Below are 15,338 nucleotides of genomic sequence, written 5' to 3'. Positions count from 1 at the left end.
GGAAAGCTACGACGCCATTGTCGACGCATGCTGTCACGCCTGGTCCACGCTGATGAGCACGCCCGAGCAGATCGCCTCCATTACGCGCCGCCCCTGGGCGCAGGTCAAAACCTGAGGCGGTTGGTATGACATCTCCTGGCGGCAGCGCTTCAGGCGGCGGTGTTGATGGCTTGCGCACCGTTGACGGCCGCCTGGTGCTCACTCCTCCGGCGTGGGTTCGACCTGGCGCCCTGCTGCCGCCTCGGCCTCTGCCGCACCCTTGTTCGGGCATAGGCCGGCAAGAAGTTTTTCTGACTGGGGAAGGCTCGCGCCAGCCTCGGCCAACTGGTCATCGAGGAGACGGCCAAGCGTCCTCGCATAAGGATCGGGCTCTGCTGGGCCGCCTAGGGTGTGATCCGGTCTGGAGGCCACCTCGGCCGTGTGCATTGCACGTGCCGACCTCAAGGCCTCTACCAGATGGCGCTGCCAAGCGACATCGGTGAAGCCGGGCGTGAAGACGAAGGTCGGGACCGGTGGCGGGATCAAGGGAGGAAATTCCGCCGGCATCAGCCGCCGCCATGCACCGGCACCGCCGGTCATGCCGGGTGCCTCGGGTGGGTCGCTGGTAAGGCCGCTCGCCGTCGCCGGGCACCAATGTCGAGCATGGGGCGCCTCCGATGAGAGGCCCCCCTCATTCTCCGCTTTCTCGGTCGCGTCGCTAAACTATGTGTCGCGGCCCCAGCTTTCTTGACCCTCCACCGTGGATCTTGTGCCCGTGATGGAGCGGCACCACCGCCTTGCCGTCGGGCTGCTCCGAGGTGCACGGGCAGGGGCGCGCAGACGCAGAAAGCCCCGGCCGGATTTCTCCGGCCGGGGCTTGAAGCCGATCGCAGCGCGGGCTGCGACGATGTTTAGGGAAGCGGCGGAGGCCGCCGCTCAACCCTCAAGCCTGGCGAAGGTTACCAGCGGACTGCTTGCCCTGCTGGCCCTGAAGGATCTCGTACTCGAGCTTGTCGCCCTCACGCGGCTCCTGCAGGCCCGAGCGCTGAACGTCGGAGATGTGCAGGAAGACGTCCTTGGAGCCGTCCTCGGGCTGGATGAAGCCGAAACCCTTGGTCGCATTAAACCACTTAACGGTGCCGACGGGCATGATTTGTATCCGATCAAACAAAAAGCCGCTGAGCAGTATTGCTCAATGGATCATCTTCACTTTGAAACGGAAACAAACCCGACACCCAAATGAATGGGCTAGAGAAGGCAAACCGAAACAACGAACCTGACCCCGCTGATATAGGGCGTCATTGGTTCAGATGCAATTATTTTTATCGCCTGCGCCAAAAGTCGGTCTTCGGCTTGGAAGGAAGTGAAATAGAACAGCCGGGCGGACTTGAAAATTCGGCCTGTCCTGAGTTGGGCTTCACGTGCAGCTTTGCTGCCGAAATCTTATCGGAGCACTACGCCGGCGGGCGTGATGCCTGCTGCCAATGCCGGAATTCTGTCCGGGATCATGATGGGTAGGTGAAGCCGCCTCGAAGTGGGGTTCATTGGAAATCCTTCCGGACCTGGCCGCTGCACCCCTGCCGGAGGATGGGCCGCGCGCCCGGGCCATCCGATTTCACGGTGTGGGAACGGCAGAGGTACGGTGCTTTCCCGAGCATGTGCTCCTCTTCCCCCTGTCGGAAGGCGTCGGGAACTTCCCGCCGCACCGCCTAGCGAACAGGAAGAGACAGAGATGGCCAAGACCCAGACCCCCGCGCCGATGACCGTCGTCCGCACGATCCCTGCCGCGATCGCCGACGCCGGCCGCGTCTACACGGGTGGTTACAAGGCCTCCATCTAGCCTTCTGCCAGAGGTCGGGCGGGCGCGTTTCGCACCTGCACCGAGCGGAGACTCTGCCGCCTTGCTCACCGCAAGGAACCAGCATGGCAGGCTGAGTTGAGTGACACCAAAGCCTCTGAGTTGACGGGGTGGGCCGGACAGGCCCGGCGCTGCTTCCCCATGGTCGTCGGTTACAACGACGGAACCATGCCAACGGAAGCATGATGACCGCATGGACGGCTCCAGCGGAATGGCAGACGAGGACAGGACGATGGCTCAAGACGGCCGTACCGGAACTGAGCCGTTCGACGGCCGCACATCGGCAGAGGCTGCCATCATTCGTCTGGCTGGCAATGCCAGAGGCACCGGCCTGCTGCTCGCCGCCGAATTGCTGGATGCCGTGCGCGACGCGCTGGCGGCAAAAGGCCGGTCCCAGGGGGCCGAGAGTTGACCTTCGGAAGCGCGCTGTCCCGCTAGACGGGCCATCGCCCCGCAAGTGGTCCATACGAACTCATAAGGTTCAGCCCCATGGCAAGCCGTTCCAGGCCCGGGAAACCGAGGCGCCTGATGCGCGAGCGCGTGGCTTCTCATGCCCCGCTGCGAGATGCTCGCATGGCGGCCGTCGTCGCCACCTCCAGTTCCAACCCACATTCCGAACGGCTGGCGGAGTTGGACACGCCTGCGCCGGACCATGCCGTGCTGTTGGCCGAGACGCTGGGCCTCAGCTGCCTTTATGAGCGGGCGGGGGACCAATTCATTCGCCTGCCCGTCCACTTTCGGCAGCAGGAACCCGGCTGCGAATGGCACGGGCAGCGTGCCGGTGGCCGCCTCGTCCGGCTCACCTTCACCTGCGAGCGGCTCGAGGACTGGGCATCCCTCGCCGAAAAGGCGCCGGACGCGGTGGTCTCCCTCTATCGCGATGTGCTCGCGAGGCCGGAGGTCTCGCCGGATGACCTGTTCTGGAAGTCTGACGTCTTCTGCCGCGACGCACCCGGCTCTGACGACTTCTCCGTCATGTTCCGTGCCGGGTCGTACAACCCGCTCAATCCCTGGAACACCGTGCGCGGCGCCGTGCATCTGACCAGCCGGAACCGCCCGGCCGACCATGCCGGGGAGGCGGATTCCCGGATCGGCGCGCAATGCCCGGCCGGCTTGCGGCTGGCCGACCTGCGCCTTCTGCGAAGCGATGGCACCGACCTGACCAGCGAGATCGTTCGCGTGACGCGGCGGGATCCGGAGTCCCACTCGATTCTGCGCCTCGAGGTGGCACCCCCGTCCCGCGCCGACTATGGAATTGATGAGCTGAAGCTTCCCGGCGGTCAGCCGCTGACTGCTCTCGGAATTGCCCGCATCCTTGCTCCCCCGCCAGCCTGCCCGGCGCCCCCAAGTTCCGGTCGGCAGGAAACAGCTTCGAGTCGCGACCGATCCCGCCCATGGGCGGAACGTGCCGAGCAGGCCGTAGCCTGGCCCGATGCGGGCGCGGGACGAACGATGCCCGGGGCTCTCGTGGCCGCGGCGATGTCACGGCCGACAAGGCCGCGCAGCTTCTGGGGCTGAAGGTCGAGCGGCGTCGGTCAGCACCGGCTCCGGCGCACCAAGGCCTCAAGGCCGTCGGCAGCCTCGCTGAGTTCAGAGGCGAAGATTCGGGCGGTGCGCCTGTCGTCCCCGTCGTGCATCAGGGCGGCGGCCAACTCGATGAACTCGTCCCGGCAGGCATGCAGGTAGCTGATTGGGTCGGGTTCGAGAGAGATCCGGCGCTCGATCTCAAGTCGGAAGGCCCGGACGAGGCGATCGCGCTCGACTTTACTCAGCACGACGCATCCCGTCCCCTCCCGATCGCATTTCACCCGCGCGCTAAGGGGCGGGCTGCTCAACGACGATCCTCGCTCATCCGCTCGCCGCAGGCGAGTACAGAAGCGGTTAGCGGGTCTCTCCCCGGAAGCGCAAAGGTTTTCCACTTCCCCTCGTGGTCCTAACCGGGCATGAAAGAATATTAGCCCGACGTAAGAGACTGGATCGATGGGCATGCAGGCAGAAGAGCACCTGGGCGGGCTTATCGGCTGCCGCGGGATCGACACCCGGCTGCCGGGCACGGAGGCGTGTGTGCGCATCTCCCTCATGGGACCGGTCCGGCTGTGGGCGGCCGATGGCTCGGAGCGAATGCTCCCGACTCGGCGGGCCAAGGCGCTCCTCGCCTATCTCACCCTCGCCCGTGGCCGCAGTCTGCAGCGGAGCGCGCTGGCCGCTTTGCTGTGGGAGCGATCGGCCGAGGGCGAGGCGCGGGCGAGCCTTCGCAAGGCGGTCTCCGCTCTGGCGGTGGGGTTCAAGGATGCGCCGGCGGGGCAGTTCGTCGCGGGCCGTGATGACCTGCGGCTGGATGCGAGCCGGTGCGAGGTTGACTTCTTTCGTCTCGACGAAAGCGAAATGTCGGATGCCGGGGCGTCCGACGGAACAGCGGACGCCTCGCCACTCATCCTGATGGAAGGCCTGGAGGGACTCGGCGAAGCCTGGGACGAGTGGCTGGCCACAGAGCGGACGAGGGCCGCCGACCAGCTTCGCGCCCTGCGGGAGGCCGCTCTCGACCGATGCCTCGCCGATCCTGGCGCGTCCGAAGCGGCGATCCGCGCCGCCCGCCGGCTTCTGGCCGTCGACGACACGCATGAAGGTGCGTGGCGTTCCCTCATGCAACTCCTGGCCGATGGTGGCGACCGGACACGGGCGCTGCAGGAGTATCAGCGCTGCCGTGCCGCTCTGCGGAACGGCCTCGACGTCGAGCCCTCTGCCGCCACGCGCGACCTAGCGCAGCGTATCCGGGCGAGCCAGGGCTTGTCGCTGCGGGTCGTCACCGCGCCTCCGCGGGAGTGTGACGTGACGCCCTCCGATCGTCCTTTGCGAGTCGGGGTGTTACCGTTCACCGCCGCGGGGCTCGGACCGGAATCGGCCGAAGTCGCGCTTGCCTATGCCCGGGAAGTGGCGCTGGAACTGGCCCGCTTCCGCCGCTTCGACATCATCTCCCCGATGACATTGGCGGAGCGGGAGCGGCACCTGCACGGCCGCGACGCGAATGCCGCGCCGGGGCTCGACTACCTCATCGATGGCTCCATCAGGGACGGGATCGAGTCCCGCACCATCGTGGCATCGCTCCTCGACGTGTCGGAGGTCATCCGGCCGGTCTGGAGCGACAGGGTGCCCCTTCATGTCGACATGCGCGGCGTGGACGGCAATGTCGTCGAGGCGCTGGTCGCGCGGCTGGACCCCGCCATCCTTTCGGCTGCCGGCAGCCGTCCCACGACGCGGAACCGGACGGATGCGACCACCGCCGTCCTCAAGGCCATTCCTCTCCTCTACAGCATGCGGCGTGATCGCGTTGAACTGGCGGGCGAGTTGCTGGCCGAGGCCGTCGTGGCCGAGCCGGAAAACGCCGTTCCCGCTGCCTGGGCAGCGCAGTGGCATGTGTTCCATGCCGGCCAGGGCTGGGCGCGCGATCCGATCGCCGAGCTGAAGGAAGCGGAGCGGCTGGCGATCCTGGCGATGCGGCTGGACCCCGACAATGCGGAGGGGTTTGGCATCTACGGCCATGTCTGCGCTTTCCTGCACAAGGACTTCAGCTCGGCCGTTCATTTCCTGGACCGCTCCCTGGCGATGAATCCGAACCAGGCATCCATGTGGGCCCTGAGCGCGCCAACGCATTGCTACCTGGGCGACCCCGCCGAGGCGCAGCGCCGGCTGATGAAGTACCGCAGCCTGGTGCCGCATCACCCGCATGCGCCGATCTTCGAGCCAATGTTCACGATGACCCGGCTGTTCTCGGGTGATTATGAAGGGGCGGTCGAGATCGGCACGCGGGCCGTGCAAATGGCACCGGACTTCATCAACGGCTACAAGGCGCTCCTCGCCGCGATGGGCCACAGAAGGCAGCGGCGTGAAGCCCGGCCCTTCCTGCAGAGCCTCCTCACCCGCGAGCCGGGCTTCACGGTCCGGGAATTCGTGCGGACCTACCCGTTCAAGCGCACCGAGGATCGCGATCGCTATGGCGAGGGCCTCGCCCTCGCCGGCGTTCCCATGGGGTGACCCGCCCGCCGGGAAGCTGTGGCGGATGATGAAGGACAGAATGGAGTATCTGGCGCCCTCCCGCTACGCCGGCGGGAGGGCGTCGTCCATTCTTCACGGGTTGCTCGCCGGTTCCGGCACCTTTCCGGAGGCAGGCTGCTCCGCGCTGGTGCTGGAGGTCGGGACGACCCGTTGCTGAATGCTTTGCCGGTCGCGCGTAAGCTGCGTTCCCAGTTCAGACAGTTCCCGCCGTTGCTGCTCGAGCCGGGACTGCGCCTCGGCAATCTGCCCGCCAAGTTCCTGCCGGCGCTGCTCCAGGCCTCTCACCTCGTTGCGCAGGCTCTGTGCCTGTTCCTGCAGCCGCGCCTGTTCCTGCCGCGCATCCTCCACCGTCGTGGAGATCTGCTGGGCCTGGGCTTCCAGGGTCCGCACGCGGCCACCAGCCTCGTCCGACGCGCGGCTTGCACCCGCGAGCCGACCCTCGGTCTCGCTCAACGCCGCGCGCCGGGCCGCCAGATCCGCCTCGGCAGCCTGCGCCTGGGCACGCGCCGTCTGGAGGCGGCGTTCCTCGGCGGAAGCGCCGTCACGCAGCTCGGCGAGCCGGCGCTCGGCATTGCCGACGGAGGTCCGCAGTTCCGCGCTGCGGGCTTCCAGGCCGCGCAGCGTGTTGGCGGCATCGTCGCGCGCCGCGGTGAGGCGCGTGAGTTCCGACTGCGCCTGCGTCACCGAGGCCTGGCGTTCGGCCAGCGTTGCCTCGGCCGTCGCCAGCGCGCCGCGCAGCTCGCCCAGCCGCCGTTCGGCCGCACCGGTGGAACCGGTCAGCTCCGCCGAACGCGTCTCCAGCCCGCGGACGCGCGTGGTGGCCTCCTCCGCCGCCTGATTCGTGCGGGACAGGCGGCTCTCCGCCTCGGCCAGGGACGAACGGCGCGAAGCGAGGTCGCGCTCCGCATTGGCCGTGTCCTGGCGCAGGCTGGCAAGGCGCCGCTCGGCCTCCGCACCGGCCTGCTGGCGTTCGCTCAAGGAACGCTGCGCCTGTTCGATGGTCGCGCGAAGGCCGGCGAGCCGCTGGTCCTCCGCGGCGCCCTGCTGGCGCTGGTCCGCGAGGCGGCGCTCCTCGGTGGCCACGGCCTCGCGGAGCCCGGCGAGACGCCGCTCCTCGGCCGCAATGCGCTCGCCCAGCGCGGCCAGCCGTCCATCCTGCGCCGCCGACTGGTCGCGGAGCCCGGCGAGCCGCCGTTCCGCCGCCCCGGCCTGCTCCTGCAGGCTGGCAAGGCTGCGCTCCGTCTCGGAGAGCGTGCCCTTTCTCTGTTCGGACAGCTGCTGCAACTGCCCGGCCTCGGATTGCAGCCCGGCCAAGCCGCGTTCCTCCGCCCTGACGCGCTCGCGCAGGCCGCGCGCCTGCTGGTCTGCCACGGTCCGCGCGCGCTGGGATGCCGCGAGCGACGCCCCGGCCTGCGCCAGGCGCTGCTCAAGGGCGGCCAGATCACCTGCCGCGCGGCGCTCGGCCTCCAGCGTCGCCTCGAGCTCGGCTACGCGTTGCTGGAGAATGCCGCTGCGCGATTGGGATTCCTGCAGGGACTGCTCGATGGAGGCGACGCGGCTGGTCCGCTCGATGGTCAGGCCACAGCCCGCCAAGGGTGCCAGCAGGGCAGGATACAGGGCCAGCAGGGCCGGACGGGGCCAGCGCGGTGGAAAAAACATTCGAAAGATCCCCTCGTCCCAGCCTTCAGAACGCATCATTGCGCCCAGTCTCCTTCGATCGGGTCAAGCTATGTCCGGCCGCTTGCTGCCGGGATGTGACATGAGAGCGGTCACAAAATCCTTGGTCACAACCTCGTCGCAGGCGACACCGCGGCTGGTGTCGCCCTGCGGGGGGCATGCACCCGGTGATCTGGCCGGGTGACCCGCTCCGCGGAGAGGCGCCCCGGGGCCCTCACGCCGGATGGGAACCCGGCCTAGCGGCATTCCGCCCGCAGCCGGGCGCGCTCCGCATCCGACAGCGTCTCGCCGAGCTGCGCCTTCTCCAGGATGGTCGCGCAGCGCGCGGACCGGGCCGGGCTCACTGCCGCGGGCCGGGCCGGCGCAGCAACAGCCGTCACCGCCGCCCGCAATTCATAGGTTGCCACATCCGTCCGCACCGCCAGCTCCGCCTGAAGCAGCGGACGCAGCGCCGCCAAGTAGCTGCTGGCGGGTTCCACGGAAGGCCGGTTGCCCAGCTCCAGCGGGGTCGGGCTGACCAGCGCTGTCAGCAGGCGCGGTCCCGGCGGCGATCCGCCGGGCTGCGGGATCGAGACACGGACATTCCCGTTGCCGGTCGCCACGGGGCGAACCGGCACATGCTGCACCATACCGTCGGTCCCGAAGAGGTCGAGGGCGATGGCCTGGCCTGCGGCACCCTGCAGCGCCACCGTCAGTGTGCCGCCGGCCGTGACCTTGCGCGGCGACAGCGTCATGAGGTTGCCCGTGGCGTCTCGCGTTGCCCGCACAGATTCTCCGAGCACCTCGATGGGCTCGCAGGCGAAGGGCGGCAGCAATTCGACGCGGCTGGTGCCGATCCGGAGGCCACGTGTAGCCCCCATCTGCCGGAAGCCGTCCCAATCCGCGCCGGCCGGTGCCAGCCCCACCACATCAACCTGCGGACCGGTCGCCTTCACATCCAGCAGGGAACAACGCTGCCCCCGTGCCATGGCGAGCAGCCGTTCGGCCGGGGTGGCAGGCATGGCGGAAGCGGCGGGCTGCGGCGTCGGGATGGGCTCTGCCGGCGGGACCGGCATTGCGATCTGCGGCGTCAGGATGGGTGCTGCTGGAAGGGAAGGCCTCGCGGTCTGCGGCGCCGGAATGGGCTCCGCCGGAAGGACCGGCCGCGCGATCTGCGGTGGGGAGGAGGCCACGCCGGCGAAGTAGAATTCGCCGTCGATCGGGGAGGTGGACACCCAGGGCTGCTGGCTGCCGCCCGTGCTGCGCTTCACCTGCAGCCCCACACGGTTGAAGATCCGGAAGATATCGAGCCCCGGTTGCTGCATCCCCTCCGCCAGCGCCGCGGTATAGGGGCTGTTCGCTCCCGTTCCGTCCATGGCGACATTGCCGGGCTGGGTGGCGTAGGAGATCAGCGTTCCCTCAGGAGCCCGCATCTCCGCGAGCCCGCCCTGCATCGAGCGCAGGCCGCGCATGGTGAAGGGATTGTTCCGGCAGGCGTCCAGCAGCACGAGGTTCAGCTTCGTCCCCGCGCCATCCATCTGCCGGAGCACGAGGTCCGCATCGACCATCTGGAAATCCAGGTCCTGCGGGCGGCTCGGATTCGCATCCACGGGCACCAGCCAGTTGACGCCCCGCACCTGCAGCCCGTGGCCGGAGAAGTAGAAAAGCCCCACATCGGCGCCGGCCAGGGCACGGCCGAATTGCTGCACCTGTTCCGACAGGCGTGCCCGGTCCAGATCGAGCTGAGGGCCATTGCCCACCAGGGTGAAGCCCAGCTTCTGCAGCGTACCGGCGATCAGCCGCGCGTCATTCGTGGCATTCGCCAACCGGTCGACATGGCGGTATCCGCCATTGCCGATCACCAGCGCCACCCGCCGTCCCGAGATCTGCGTATCTGCCTCAGCGGCGGCGATCGGGCTGAGGACCAGGGCAAGCAGCAACAGGGCAGCTCGCGCCATCAGCATGCCGGAATGACCTTGAACTCGACCCGGCGATCCAGCGCGTCACTCGCATTGTCTGCCCCGGTGCCCACCAGCGGCTGGCTACCGGCGACGCCGGTCGCCAGCACGCGGCCGCGCAGCGTCGGCGCCTCCTGCTCCAGCCGCCCCTTCACATATTCCGCCCGCAGCACCGAAAGCCGGTCGTTCAGCGCGGCCGAGCCGGAGGCGCTGGTATGGCCGGTGACCTGTAGGCAGGCATCCGAACGCGCGCTGCGCCGGGCGATCTGGTGCAGCCACATCGGGTAGTCGCCGCTGATCCGCGGCTCGGCGACGAAAGCAGTGGAGGCATCGCGGAACAGCAGCTTCACCGCCAGCCGGTTGTTCCGCAGCCCATAGTCGACGAGATCCCCGAAGGCCGTCTCGGCCTGCTCCCGCTGGCCGAGCCGCGCATGGGTGAGATAGAGGCCGTTATAGACGCGCAGCTGCTCGCCGCCCGGCGTGGAACGGGCCGTGCCGTAAAGCTCCAGCGCCTCGCGGTAGCGCTCGGCATCATAGGCTTCCATGGCCTGGTTGATGGTCGCGGCGGCGATGATGCCGTTCAGGTAGGTGGCCGGGATCGGATCACCCACGCGCGTCGCCTGGCACGTATCGATATAGGCCTTGATGCCCGCATCCTCGGTCCAGGCCGGGCTTTCCGCGAAGACGCGCGTCGGGGTGGAGTCCACGCCGGCAGGCACGGCGCGCGCCACGCTCTTAGCCACCGTCCTGCCGGTGCCCAGGTCGGCGAGCACCAGGCAGAACCGGAAGGCCTCGCGCGTTCCCGTCGGCTGGTTCTGCGCGTTCACCGGCGTGAAGGTGCCGACCATCACGAGCGGGGAGGCGGCGACGGTCCTTGCGTTGAACGGCTGGATATCGAATTGCGGGTAGCGCTCCCGCGCCAGTTCCTCGAGCCGCACGGCCAATGTCCTCGTGCCGGCGGATTGCTCGCCGGTGACGCCGTTCACGAGTGGGTCGATCACCACCGCGCGCCGCCGATTGCCGGAACCAGCCGCCGTGAACACCGCGTTGCCCGCGTTCAGCACGGCTTGGTCGAAAGGCACCACAGGGGGCAGTGGAGGGGGCGCCGGTGCGGCAGCCACGGTGGCGGCGGGCACGCTGACCACCGGCGCTTGCTCGGCACATGCCGCGACAAGCAGCGTGAGAAGAAGGATCAGACCTTGTCTCAGGCGCGCCATCGTGGGTGCCCTCCAAGGATCGCTACGATGGCAGCACGATTGGCCTGAGGGGTCAACAAAACTGCGGCCCTGCGGGTCTCCCCTCCGCAGCACGCTCCGAAGCGTCAAACACGGGCAAAGCCCCGGAATGGCTGGAAAAGGTGCAAGCCGAGAGGCCGGCTCGCACGACCGCCCGGCCGCACAAGATCGCGAGCCCTGTGGCGGCGGCACGGTTCGGCCTGGAAAGGCATCTGGCAGCCCATGGCGCCGCTGCGGGCGCGACCCGCGGCGTGCATCAGCCGCCGCGTGTAGGGCTGCTTCGACGCATGGACGATCGCCGCAGCCGGCGGTCCGCCCACTCCTCCGGCTGCTCACGCCCTGTCACCGAGGGAACAGGCGCCTCCCCGCAACTGGGGCAAAGGCATCGCGCTGCCCGCCGGGTCGGGCAGGACCGAACGCAATCCAGGAACACGCGCATGAACACGATCGCATCCGCCGGAGAGCAGGCCCTTCCGATGCTGGACGCCGCTTCCGCCGCGACGGGCAGCCTCTGGGCGAGTCATCTCGCCAACTGGTTAGGGGGCCTCCATGCAAGGGACGAGCTTTCCAGCCTCGACGGTCATATGCTGAAGGACATCGGGGTCACCCGAGAGGTGAGCTGCGAGCAGCTCCGCTTCGAGACCGAGCAGCGGCTCTGGCTGTCCTGACCGTCGGCGGGACCACTCGCCGGCATACGACCGACAGAACAAAGCGGGAGACGACCATGTCCATGAAGGACGAATGGGGAAACGCCCTGAGCGGTACCGATGCCACCGCACGCGATCTCTTCGGGCAAGCCCTTCAGCAGTTCCGATGCTATCGCGGCGATCCGGTGGCCGCAGCGGATGCCGCGCTCCAGGCCAGCCCCGACTTCGTCATGGCCCATGCCCTGCGCGCCTGGCTGCATGTGCTGAGCACGGAGCCGGGCGGGATGGATGTGGCGCGGGAGGCGTTGGAAGCCGCTCTCCCTCTTCGCGCCACCGAGCGCGAGCGCGGGCATCTGGCGGCCATCGGGCGGCTCGTCGCGGGCGATTGGCGCGGCGCGGGACGCTGCCTGGAGGACATCAGCGCCGAGCATCCGCAGGACATGCTGGCCCTGCAGGTCGGGCACCAGATCGACTTCTTCACGGGCGATTCCCGCATGCTGCGGGACCGCATCGCCAGGGCGCTGCCGCGCTGGTCGGAGGGCATGCCCGGTTATCACGCGATGCTCGGCATGCATGCCTTCGGGCTGGAGGAGACGGGGCTTTACGGGCGCGCCGAAACGGCCGGCCGGCGAGCCATCGAGCTGGAGCCGCTCGACGGCTGGGCGCAGCACGCCGTCGCGCATGTGCTGGAGATGCAGGGCCGGGAGCGTGAGGGCATCGCCTGGATGCGCGCCAATCCGGATGCCTGGTCCAAGGACAGCTTCTTCGCCGTGCACAACTGGTGGCACCTGGCGCTGTATCATCTCGACCTCGGCGAGGTGGAGGAGGTTTTCCGCCTGTTCGATGGGCCGATCTACGGGCACCGCTCGAACATCGCCATCGACATGGTGGATGCCTCGGCCATGCTGTGGCGCCTGCATCTGCGCAACATCCCGGTGGGGGATCGCTGGGAGGCCGTGGCCGATGCGTGGGAGCCCTTTGCCACAGCCGGCATCTACGCCTTCAACGACCTGCACGCGGCCATGGCCTTCATCGGTGCCGGCCGGGACGGGGCGGTGCGGGAGCTGCTCCGCGCGCAGGAACGCGCCATGGCGGGAACCGGCGACAACGCCGTCTTCACGCGCGAGGTCGGCTCCCCTGCGACGCGCGCCCTCCTGGCCTTCGCGCGGGAAGACTATGCCGCCGCGGTGGATCTGCTCCGCCCGATCCGCAACATCGCCCATCGCTTCGGCGGCAGCCATGCACAGCGCGACCTGCTGGATCTGACGCTGGTGGAAGCGGCGCTGCGTGATGGCCAGGCCTCGCTGGCGGCCGCGCTGACGGCGGAACGGCTGGACCTGAAGCCGCATACCCCGTCCGTGCTCCATCTTGCGCAGCGGGCGCAGACGGGGCTGGCGAAGGCCGCCTGATGCGAAGGCTCGGCGGGATTTCGTTCCCGGCGGGCGGCCCGGCGGCAGATCCGGGACGATCACGGAAGCAAGGCGGCGCGGGCGCCGCCCTGCCATCCCATAGGGGCGTTCCGGGCCCATCGGCTCCCGGCATCCTTCCTGGAGATGAGGGCGACATGGCCCTGCACCGGCGTTTCCTGCCCCTGCTTCTGATCGCGCCACCCAGGCCGGCAGGTGCCGCCCCGGACGGCCGCGCCCGTGTCGGAGAAGTCTCCACCGTGACGGGGGAGGCAGTGGCACGCTTCGCGGGCGCCGCCCCCCGTATCCTGGCGCCGTCGGCGGATCTGCTGCTGGATGATCTGGTCAGCACCGGCCCTGCGGCACGGCTGGTCGCGCAGCTCGAAGCGGCCCAGGGGCGGCGGCCAGGGTGCCGGACCACAGCCGGCGTCAGCGCTCCTCGACGACGGCGCGCAACCCGTCCCGGTCAATGAGGCGCAGGCCGGCCCGCGCCGGTTCGATGAGGCCCCGGGCACGGAACTCGTGCAGTGCCAGATTCACCTTTGGGCGCGTCGCGGCGATCAGTGCGGCGATCTGCCCTTGCGGCAGCCGCACCAGCCCGCTCGGATCCATGGCCGAGAGTTGCAGCAGTGTCGCCGCCAGACGCTGCGGCAGGCCACGCAGGCCGACCGCCTCCACCTGGTCCGTGGCCCGGCGCAGGCGCGCGGCCAGGGTGCGCAGCAGCGCCGAAGCCAGCGCCGCATCCGCGGCGATGAGGGCGACGGCATCTGCATGGCGCAGCAGGAGGGCCGAGACGGGCGTGAGCGCGGTGGCATCGGCGCTGCGCGGGCCGCCATCCACCAGCGCCACCTCGCCGATCGGTTCACCGCCGCCGACCAGTCCCAGGGAGAGTTCGCGCCCGGCGGCCGTTGAGAGATGCACGCGCACCAGCCCGTCCAGCACGATCAGCATGCCTTCTCCGGGATCTCCCCGGCGGAAGACGACCTCACCCGCCGCGTAGCGCACCGGGCGCGCAATTCCGGCGAGGCTATCCTTCGCCGAGGCGGGCGTGAGGGCGAGGAAAGCGATCCGGTCGAGCAGGCGGCGGGTTTCTTCGAGGGCAGCCATGGAGGAGAGGATGGCGCTTGTGAAGCGGCCGGAACAAGCACGGTGCGCGCAGGCACCAGCATCCTGGCGCCACTCCCGTCTGGCGTGTGCCGCCGATGATCGCAGCAGATGCCCGCAGCGACATACGCCATGTCACGGCCGCACAACCCAGTGGCGAATTTCGGCCTCGGATCTGTGCGGCCAGACGCTGCTCAGCCTCGCACCACCCCTGCCTGGCGAAGTCGCGCCAGCTCTGCATCGCCCAGCAGCGGCGACAGGATTTCATCATTGTGCTCGCCCAGCTTCGGTGCCGGCCGGGCGAGGATGCCAGGCGTGGCGGACAGGCGTGGCACCTCTCCATGCATCGGCAGCCAGCCGCCCGGCATGTCCGCGTCGGGCACTTCGATCAGGGATTCGCGCTCGGCCACGAAGCGGTCGTCCAGCAGACCGGCGGCATCCTTGATCGGGCCGATGGTCACGCCGGCCGCGTCGAAATGCGCGAGGTTCTCTTCCATGCTGCGCTCGGCGATGAAGCCGGCGACGATGTCCTGCAGCACCTCCCAGTTCCGCAGTCGGTCGGGATTGGTGCGGAAGCGCGGGTCCTGGATCAGCTCCGGCCTTCCGATGGAGCGGAACAGCTTCTCCGTCATGCTCTGAGTCGAGGAGGACAGGCATACCCAGCCATCGTCACGCGTGCGGTAGGCATTGCGCGGCGCGGTGTTGGTGGAGCGGCTGCCCGTCCGCTGCTTCAGCTTGCCGGTCACGGCGTAGTTCGACACCTGCGGCTCAAGGATCGCCAGCATCGGATCGAAGAGCGACAGGTCGATCACCTGCCCCTGTCCGGTCGCCTCGGCATGGCGCAGCGCGATCAGGGCGGCCGAGGAGCCGTACAGCCCGGCATAGGCGTCGCCCATGAACATGGGCGGCAGCACCGGCTCGCGGTCGGGGAAGCCGTTGATGGCGGCGAAGCCGGAATAGCCCTCGACCAGCGTCCCGAAGCCCGGCTTGTGGCGATAGGGGCCCGTCTGGCCCCACCCTGACACGCGCAGGATCACCAGGGCCGGATTGGCCTCCAGCAGGGTCTCGGGGGCCAGCCCCATGGCTTCCAGCACGCCGGGGCGGAAGCTTTCCACCAGGATCTGCGCCTCGGCGGCCAGGCGCCGGACCACCTCCTGCCCCTCCGGGTTCCGCAGGTCCAGGCAGATGCTCTTCTTGTTGCGGCACCAGGTCTTCCAGGAGGTCTCGATCCCCTGGACCTTCCAGGCGCGCAGCGTGTCGCCCTCCGGCGGCTCGACCTTCACCACCTCGGCGCCGTGGTCGGCCAGCACCTTGGTGAGAAGATTGCCCGCCACCAGCCGGGCGAGGTCCACCACCCGCACCCCGTCCAGCGCGCCGCGCGCCGAGGGATCGTACTGCCTGCGGTGAAGTGGATGGGAACTGGTCGTCATTCTCTGCCTCGC

General features: G+C 69.0%; 12 protein-coding genes. 5 read left to right on the top strand and 7 right to left on the bottom strand.

Annotated elements, in window-relative coordinates:
• Window positions 1-922: 922 nt before the first annotated feature.
• Complete coding sequence (locus GSE44_RS15355; RefSeq protein WP_159349706.1) at window positions 923-1,129, bottom strand: cold-shock protein; 207 nt, start codon at window positions 1,127-1,129, stop codon at window positions 923-925.
• Window positions 1,130-2,030: 901 nt separating this feature from the next.
• Between GSE44_RS15355 and GSE44_RS15350 the strand changes: the two genes are divergently transcribed.
• Together GSE44_RS15350 and GSE44_RS15345 are read left to right on the top strand one after the other, a co-directional pair.
• Window positions 2,031-2,249, top strand: a complete 219-nt coding sequence (locus GSE44_RS15350; protein WP_159349705.1) for a hypothetical protein — start codon at window positions 2,031-2,033, stop codon at window positions 2,247-2,249.
• Window positions 2,250-2,410: 161 nt separating this feature from the next.
• Window positions 2,411-3,355, top strand: a complete 945-nt coding sequence (locus GSE44_RS15345; RefSeq protein WP_159349704.1) for a hypothetical protein — start codon at window positions 2,411-2,413, stop codon at window positions 3,353-3,355.
• Between the two features lie 17 nt (window positions 3,356-3,372).
• Here GSE44_RS15345 and GSE44_RS15340 read toward each other — a convergent pair whose 3' ends face one another.
• Window positions 3,373-3,612, bottom strand: a complete 240-nt coding sequence (locus GSE44_RS15340) for a hypothetical protein (RefSeq protein ID WP_159349703.1) — start codon at window positions 3,610-3,612, stop codon at window positions 3,373-3,375.
• A gap of 211 nt (window positions 3,613-3,823) precedes the next feature.
• On the opposite strand from GSE44_RS15340, the gene GSE44_RS15335 reads away from it, so the two are divergent.
• On the top strand, window positions 3,824-5,869 hold the full coding sequence (locus tag GSE44_RS15335) for a BTAD domain-containing putative transcriptional regulator (RefSeq protein WP_159349702.1): 2,046 nt from the start codon (window positions 3,824-3,826) through the stop codon (window positions 5,867-5,869).
• Window positions 5,870-5,962: 93 nt separating this feature from the next.
• Here the strand turns inward: GSE44_RS15335 and GSE44_RS15330 are convergent, their stop codons facing one another.
• The 3 genes from GSE44_RS15330 to GSE44_RS15320 form a co-directional block, all read right to left on the bottom strand.
• Complete coding sequence (locus GSE44_RS15330) at window positions 5,963-7,549, bottom strand: coiled-coil domain-containing protein (RefSeq protein ID WP_159349701.1); 1,587 nt, start codon at window positions 7,547-7,549, stop codon at window positions 5,963-5,965.
• Between the two features lie 254 nt (window positions 7,550-7,803).
• On the bottom strand, window positions 7,804-9,510 hold the full coding sequence (locus GSE44_RS15325; protein ID WP_201306087.1) for a caspase family protein: 1,707 nt from the start codon (window positions 9,508-9,510) through the stop codon (window positions 7,804-7,806).
• Window positions 9,504-10,721, bottom strand: a complete 1,218-nt coding sequence (locus tag GSE44_RS15320) for an OmpA family protein (RefSeq protein ID WP_159349700.1) — start codon at window positions 10,719-10,721, stop codon at window positions 9,504-9,506. The genes GSE44_RS15325 and GSE44_RS15320 overlap by 7 nt, the downstream gene beginning before the upstream one ends.
• Before the next feature lie 455 nt (window positions 10,722-11,176).
• On the opposite strand from GSE44_RS15320, the gene GSE44_RS15315 reads away from it, so the two are divergent.
• Window positions 11,177-11,407 (top strand): DUF1127 domain-containing protein, encoded by a 231-nt coding sequence (locus tag GSE44_RS15315; protein WP_159349699.1) that lies wholly within the window; start codon window positions 11,177-11,179, stop codon window positions 11,405-11,407.
• 56 nt (window positions 11,408-11,463) lie between these two features.
• Window positions 11,464-12,795 carry a tetratricopeptide repeat protein gene (locus GSE44_RS15310; RefSeq protein WP_159349698.1) on the top strand — a complete coding sequence of 444 codons (1,332 nt, stop codon included), beginning with the start codon at window positions 11,464-11,466 and terminating at the stop codon, window positions 12,793-12,795.
• Window positions 12,796-13,221: 426 nt separating this feature from the next.
• On the opposite strand, the gene GSE44_RS15305 is transcribed toward GSE44_RS15310, so the two are convergent.
• Together GSE44_RS15305 and GSE44_RS15300 are read right to left on the bottom strand one after the other, a co-directional pair.
• Window positions 13,222-13,899 (bottom strand): Crp/Fnr family transcriptional regulator, encoded by a 678-nt coding sequence (locus tag GSE44_RS15305; protein ID WP_159349697.1) that lies wholly within the window; start codon window positions 13,897-13,899, stop codon window positions 13,222-13,224.
• 191 nt (window positions 13,900-14,090) lie between these two features.
• On the bottom strand, window positions 14,091-15,326 hold the full coding sequence (locus GSE44_RS15300; protein ID WP_159349696.1) for a CaiB/BaiF CoA transferase family protein: 1,236 nt from the start codon (window positions 15,324-15,326) through the stop codon (window positions 14,091-14,093).
• Window positions 15,327-15,338 lie beyond the last annotated feature (12 nt).

The organism is Muricoccus harenae (assembly GCF_009848505.1).
Lineage (GTDB): Bacteria > Pseudomonadota > Alphaproteobacteria > Acetobacterales > Acetobacteraceae > Roseomonas > Roseomonas harenae.
This window is presented reverse-complemented; position numbering and strand designations above follow the sequence as displayed.

Bases quoted from the DNA above. Each gene is read 5' to 3' on its own strand.
- GSE44_RS15300 (WP_159349696.1), bottom strand. From the start codon at position 15,326: ATGACGACCAGTTCCCATCCACTTCACCGCAGGCAGTACGATCCCTCG.
- GSE44_RS15350 (WP_159349705.1), top strand. From the start codon at position 2,031: ATGGACGGCTCCAGCGGAATGGCAGACGAGGACAGGACGATGGCTCAA.
- GSE44_RS15345 (WP_159349704.1), top strand. From the start codon at position 2,411: ATGGCGGCCGTCGTCGCCACCTCCAGTTCCAACCCACATTCCGAACGG.
- GSE44_RS15320 (WP_159349700.1), bottom strand. From the start codon at position 10,721: ATGGCGCGCCTGAGACAAGGTCTGATCCTTCTTCTCACGCTGCTTGTC.
- GSE44_RS15310 (WP_159349698.1), top strand. From the start codon at position 11,464: ATGTCCATGAAGGACGAATGGGGAAACGCCCTGAGCGGTACCGATGCC.
- GSE44_RS15355 (WP_159349706.1), bottom strand. From the start codon at position 1,129: ATGCCCGTCGGCACCGTTAAGTGGTTTAATGCGACCAAGGGTTTCGGC.
- GSE44_RS15325 (WP_201306087.1), bottom strand. From the start codon at position 9,510: ATGCTGATGGCGCGAGCTGCCCTGTTGCTGCTTGCCCTGGTCCTCAGC.
- GSE44_RS15335 (WP_159349702.1), top strand. From the start codon at position 3,824: ATGCAGGCAGAAGAGCACCTGGGCGGGCTTATCGGCTGCCGCGGGATC.
- GSE44_RS15330 (WP_159349701.1), bottom strand. From the start codon at position 7,549: ATGTTTTTTCCACCGCGCTGGCCCCGTCCGGCCCTGCTGGCCCTGTAT.
- GSE44_RS15315 (WP_159349699.1), top strand. From the start codon at position 11,177: ATGAACACGATCGCATCCGCCGGAGAGCAGGCCCTTCCGATGCTGGAC.
- GSE44_RS15305 (WP_159349697.1), bottom strand. From the start codon at position 13,899: ATGGCTGCCCTCGAAGAAACCCGCCGCCTGCTCGACCGGATCGCTTTC.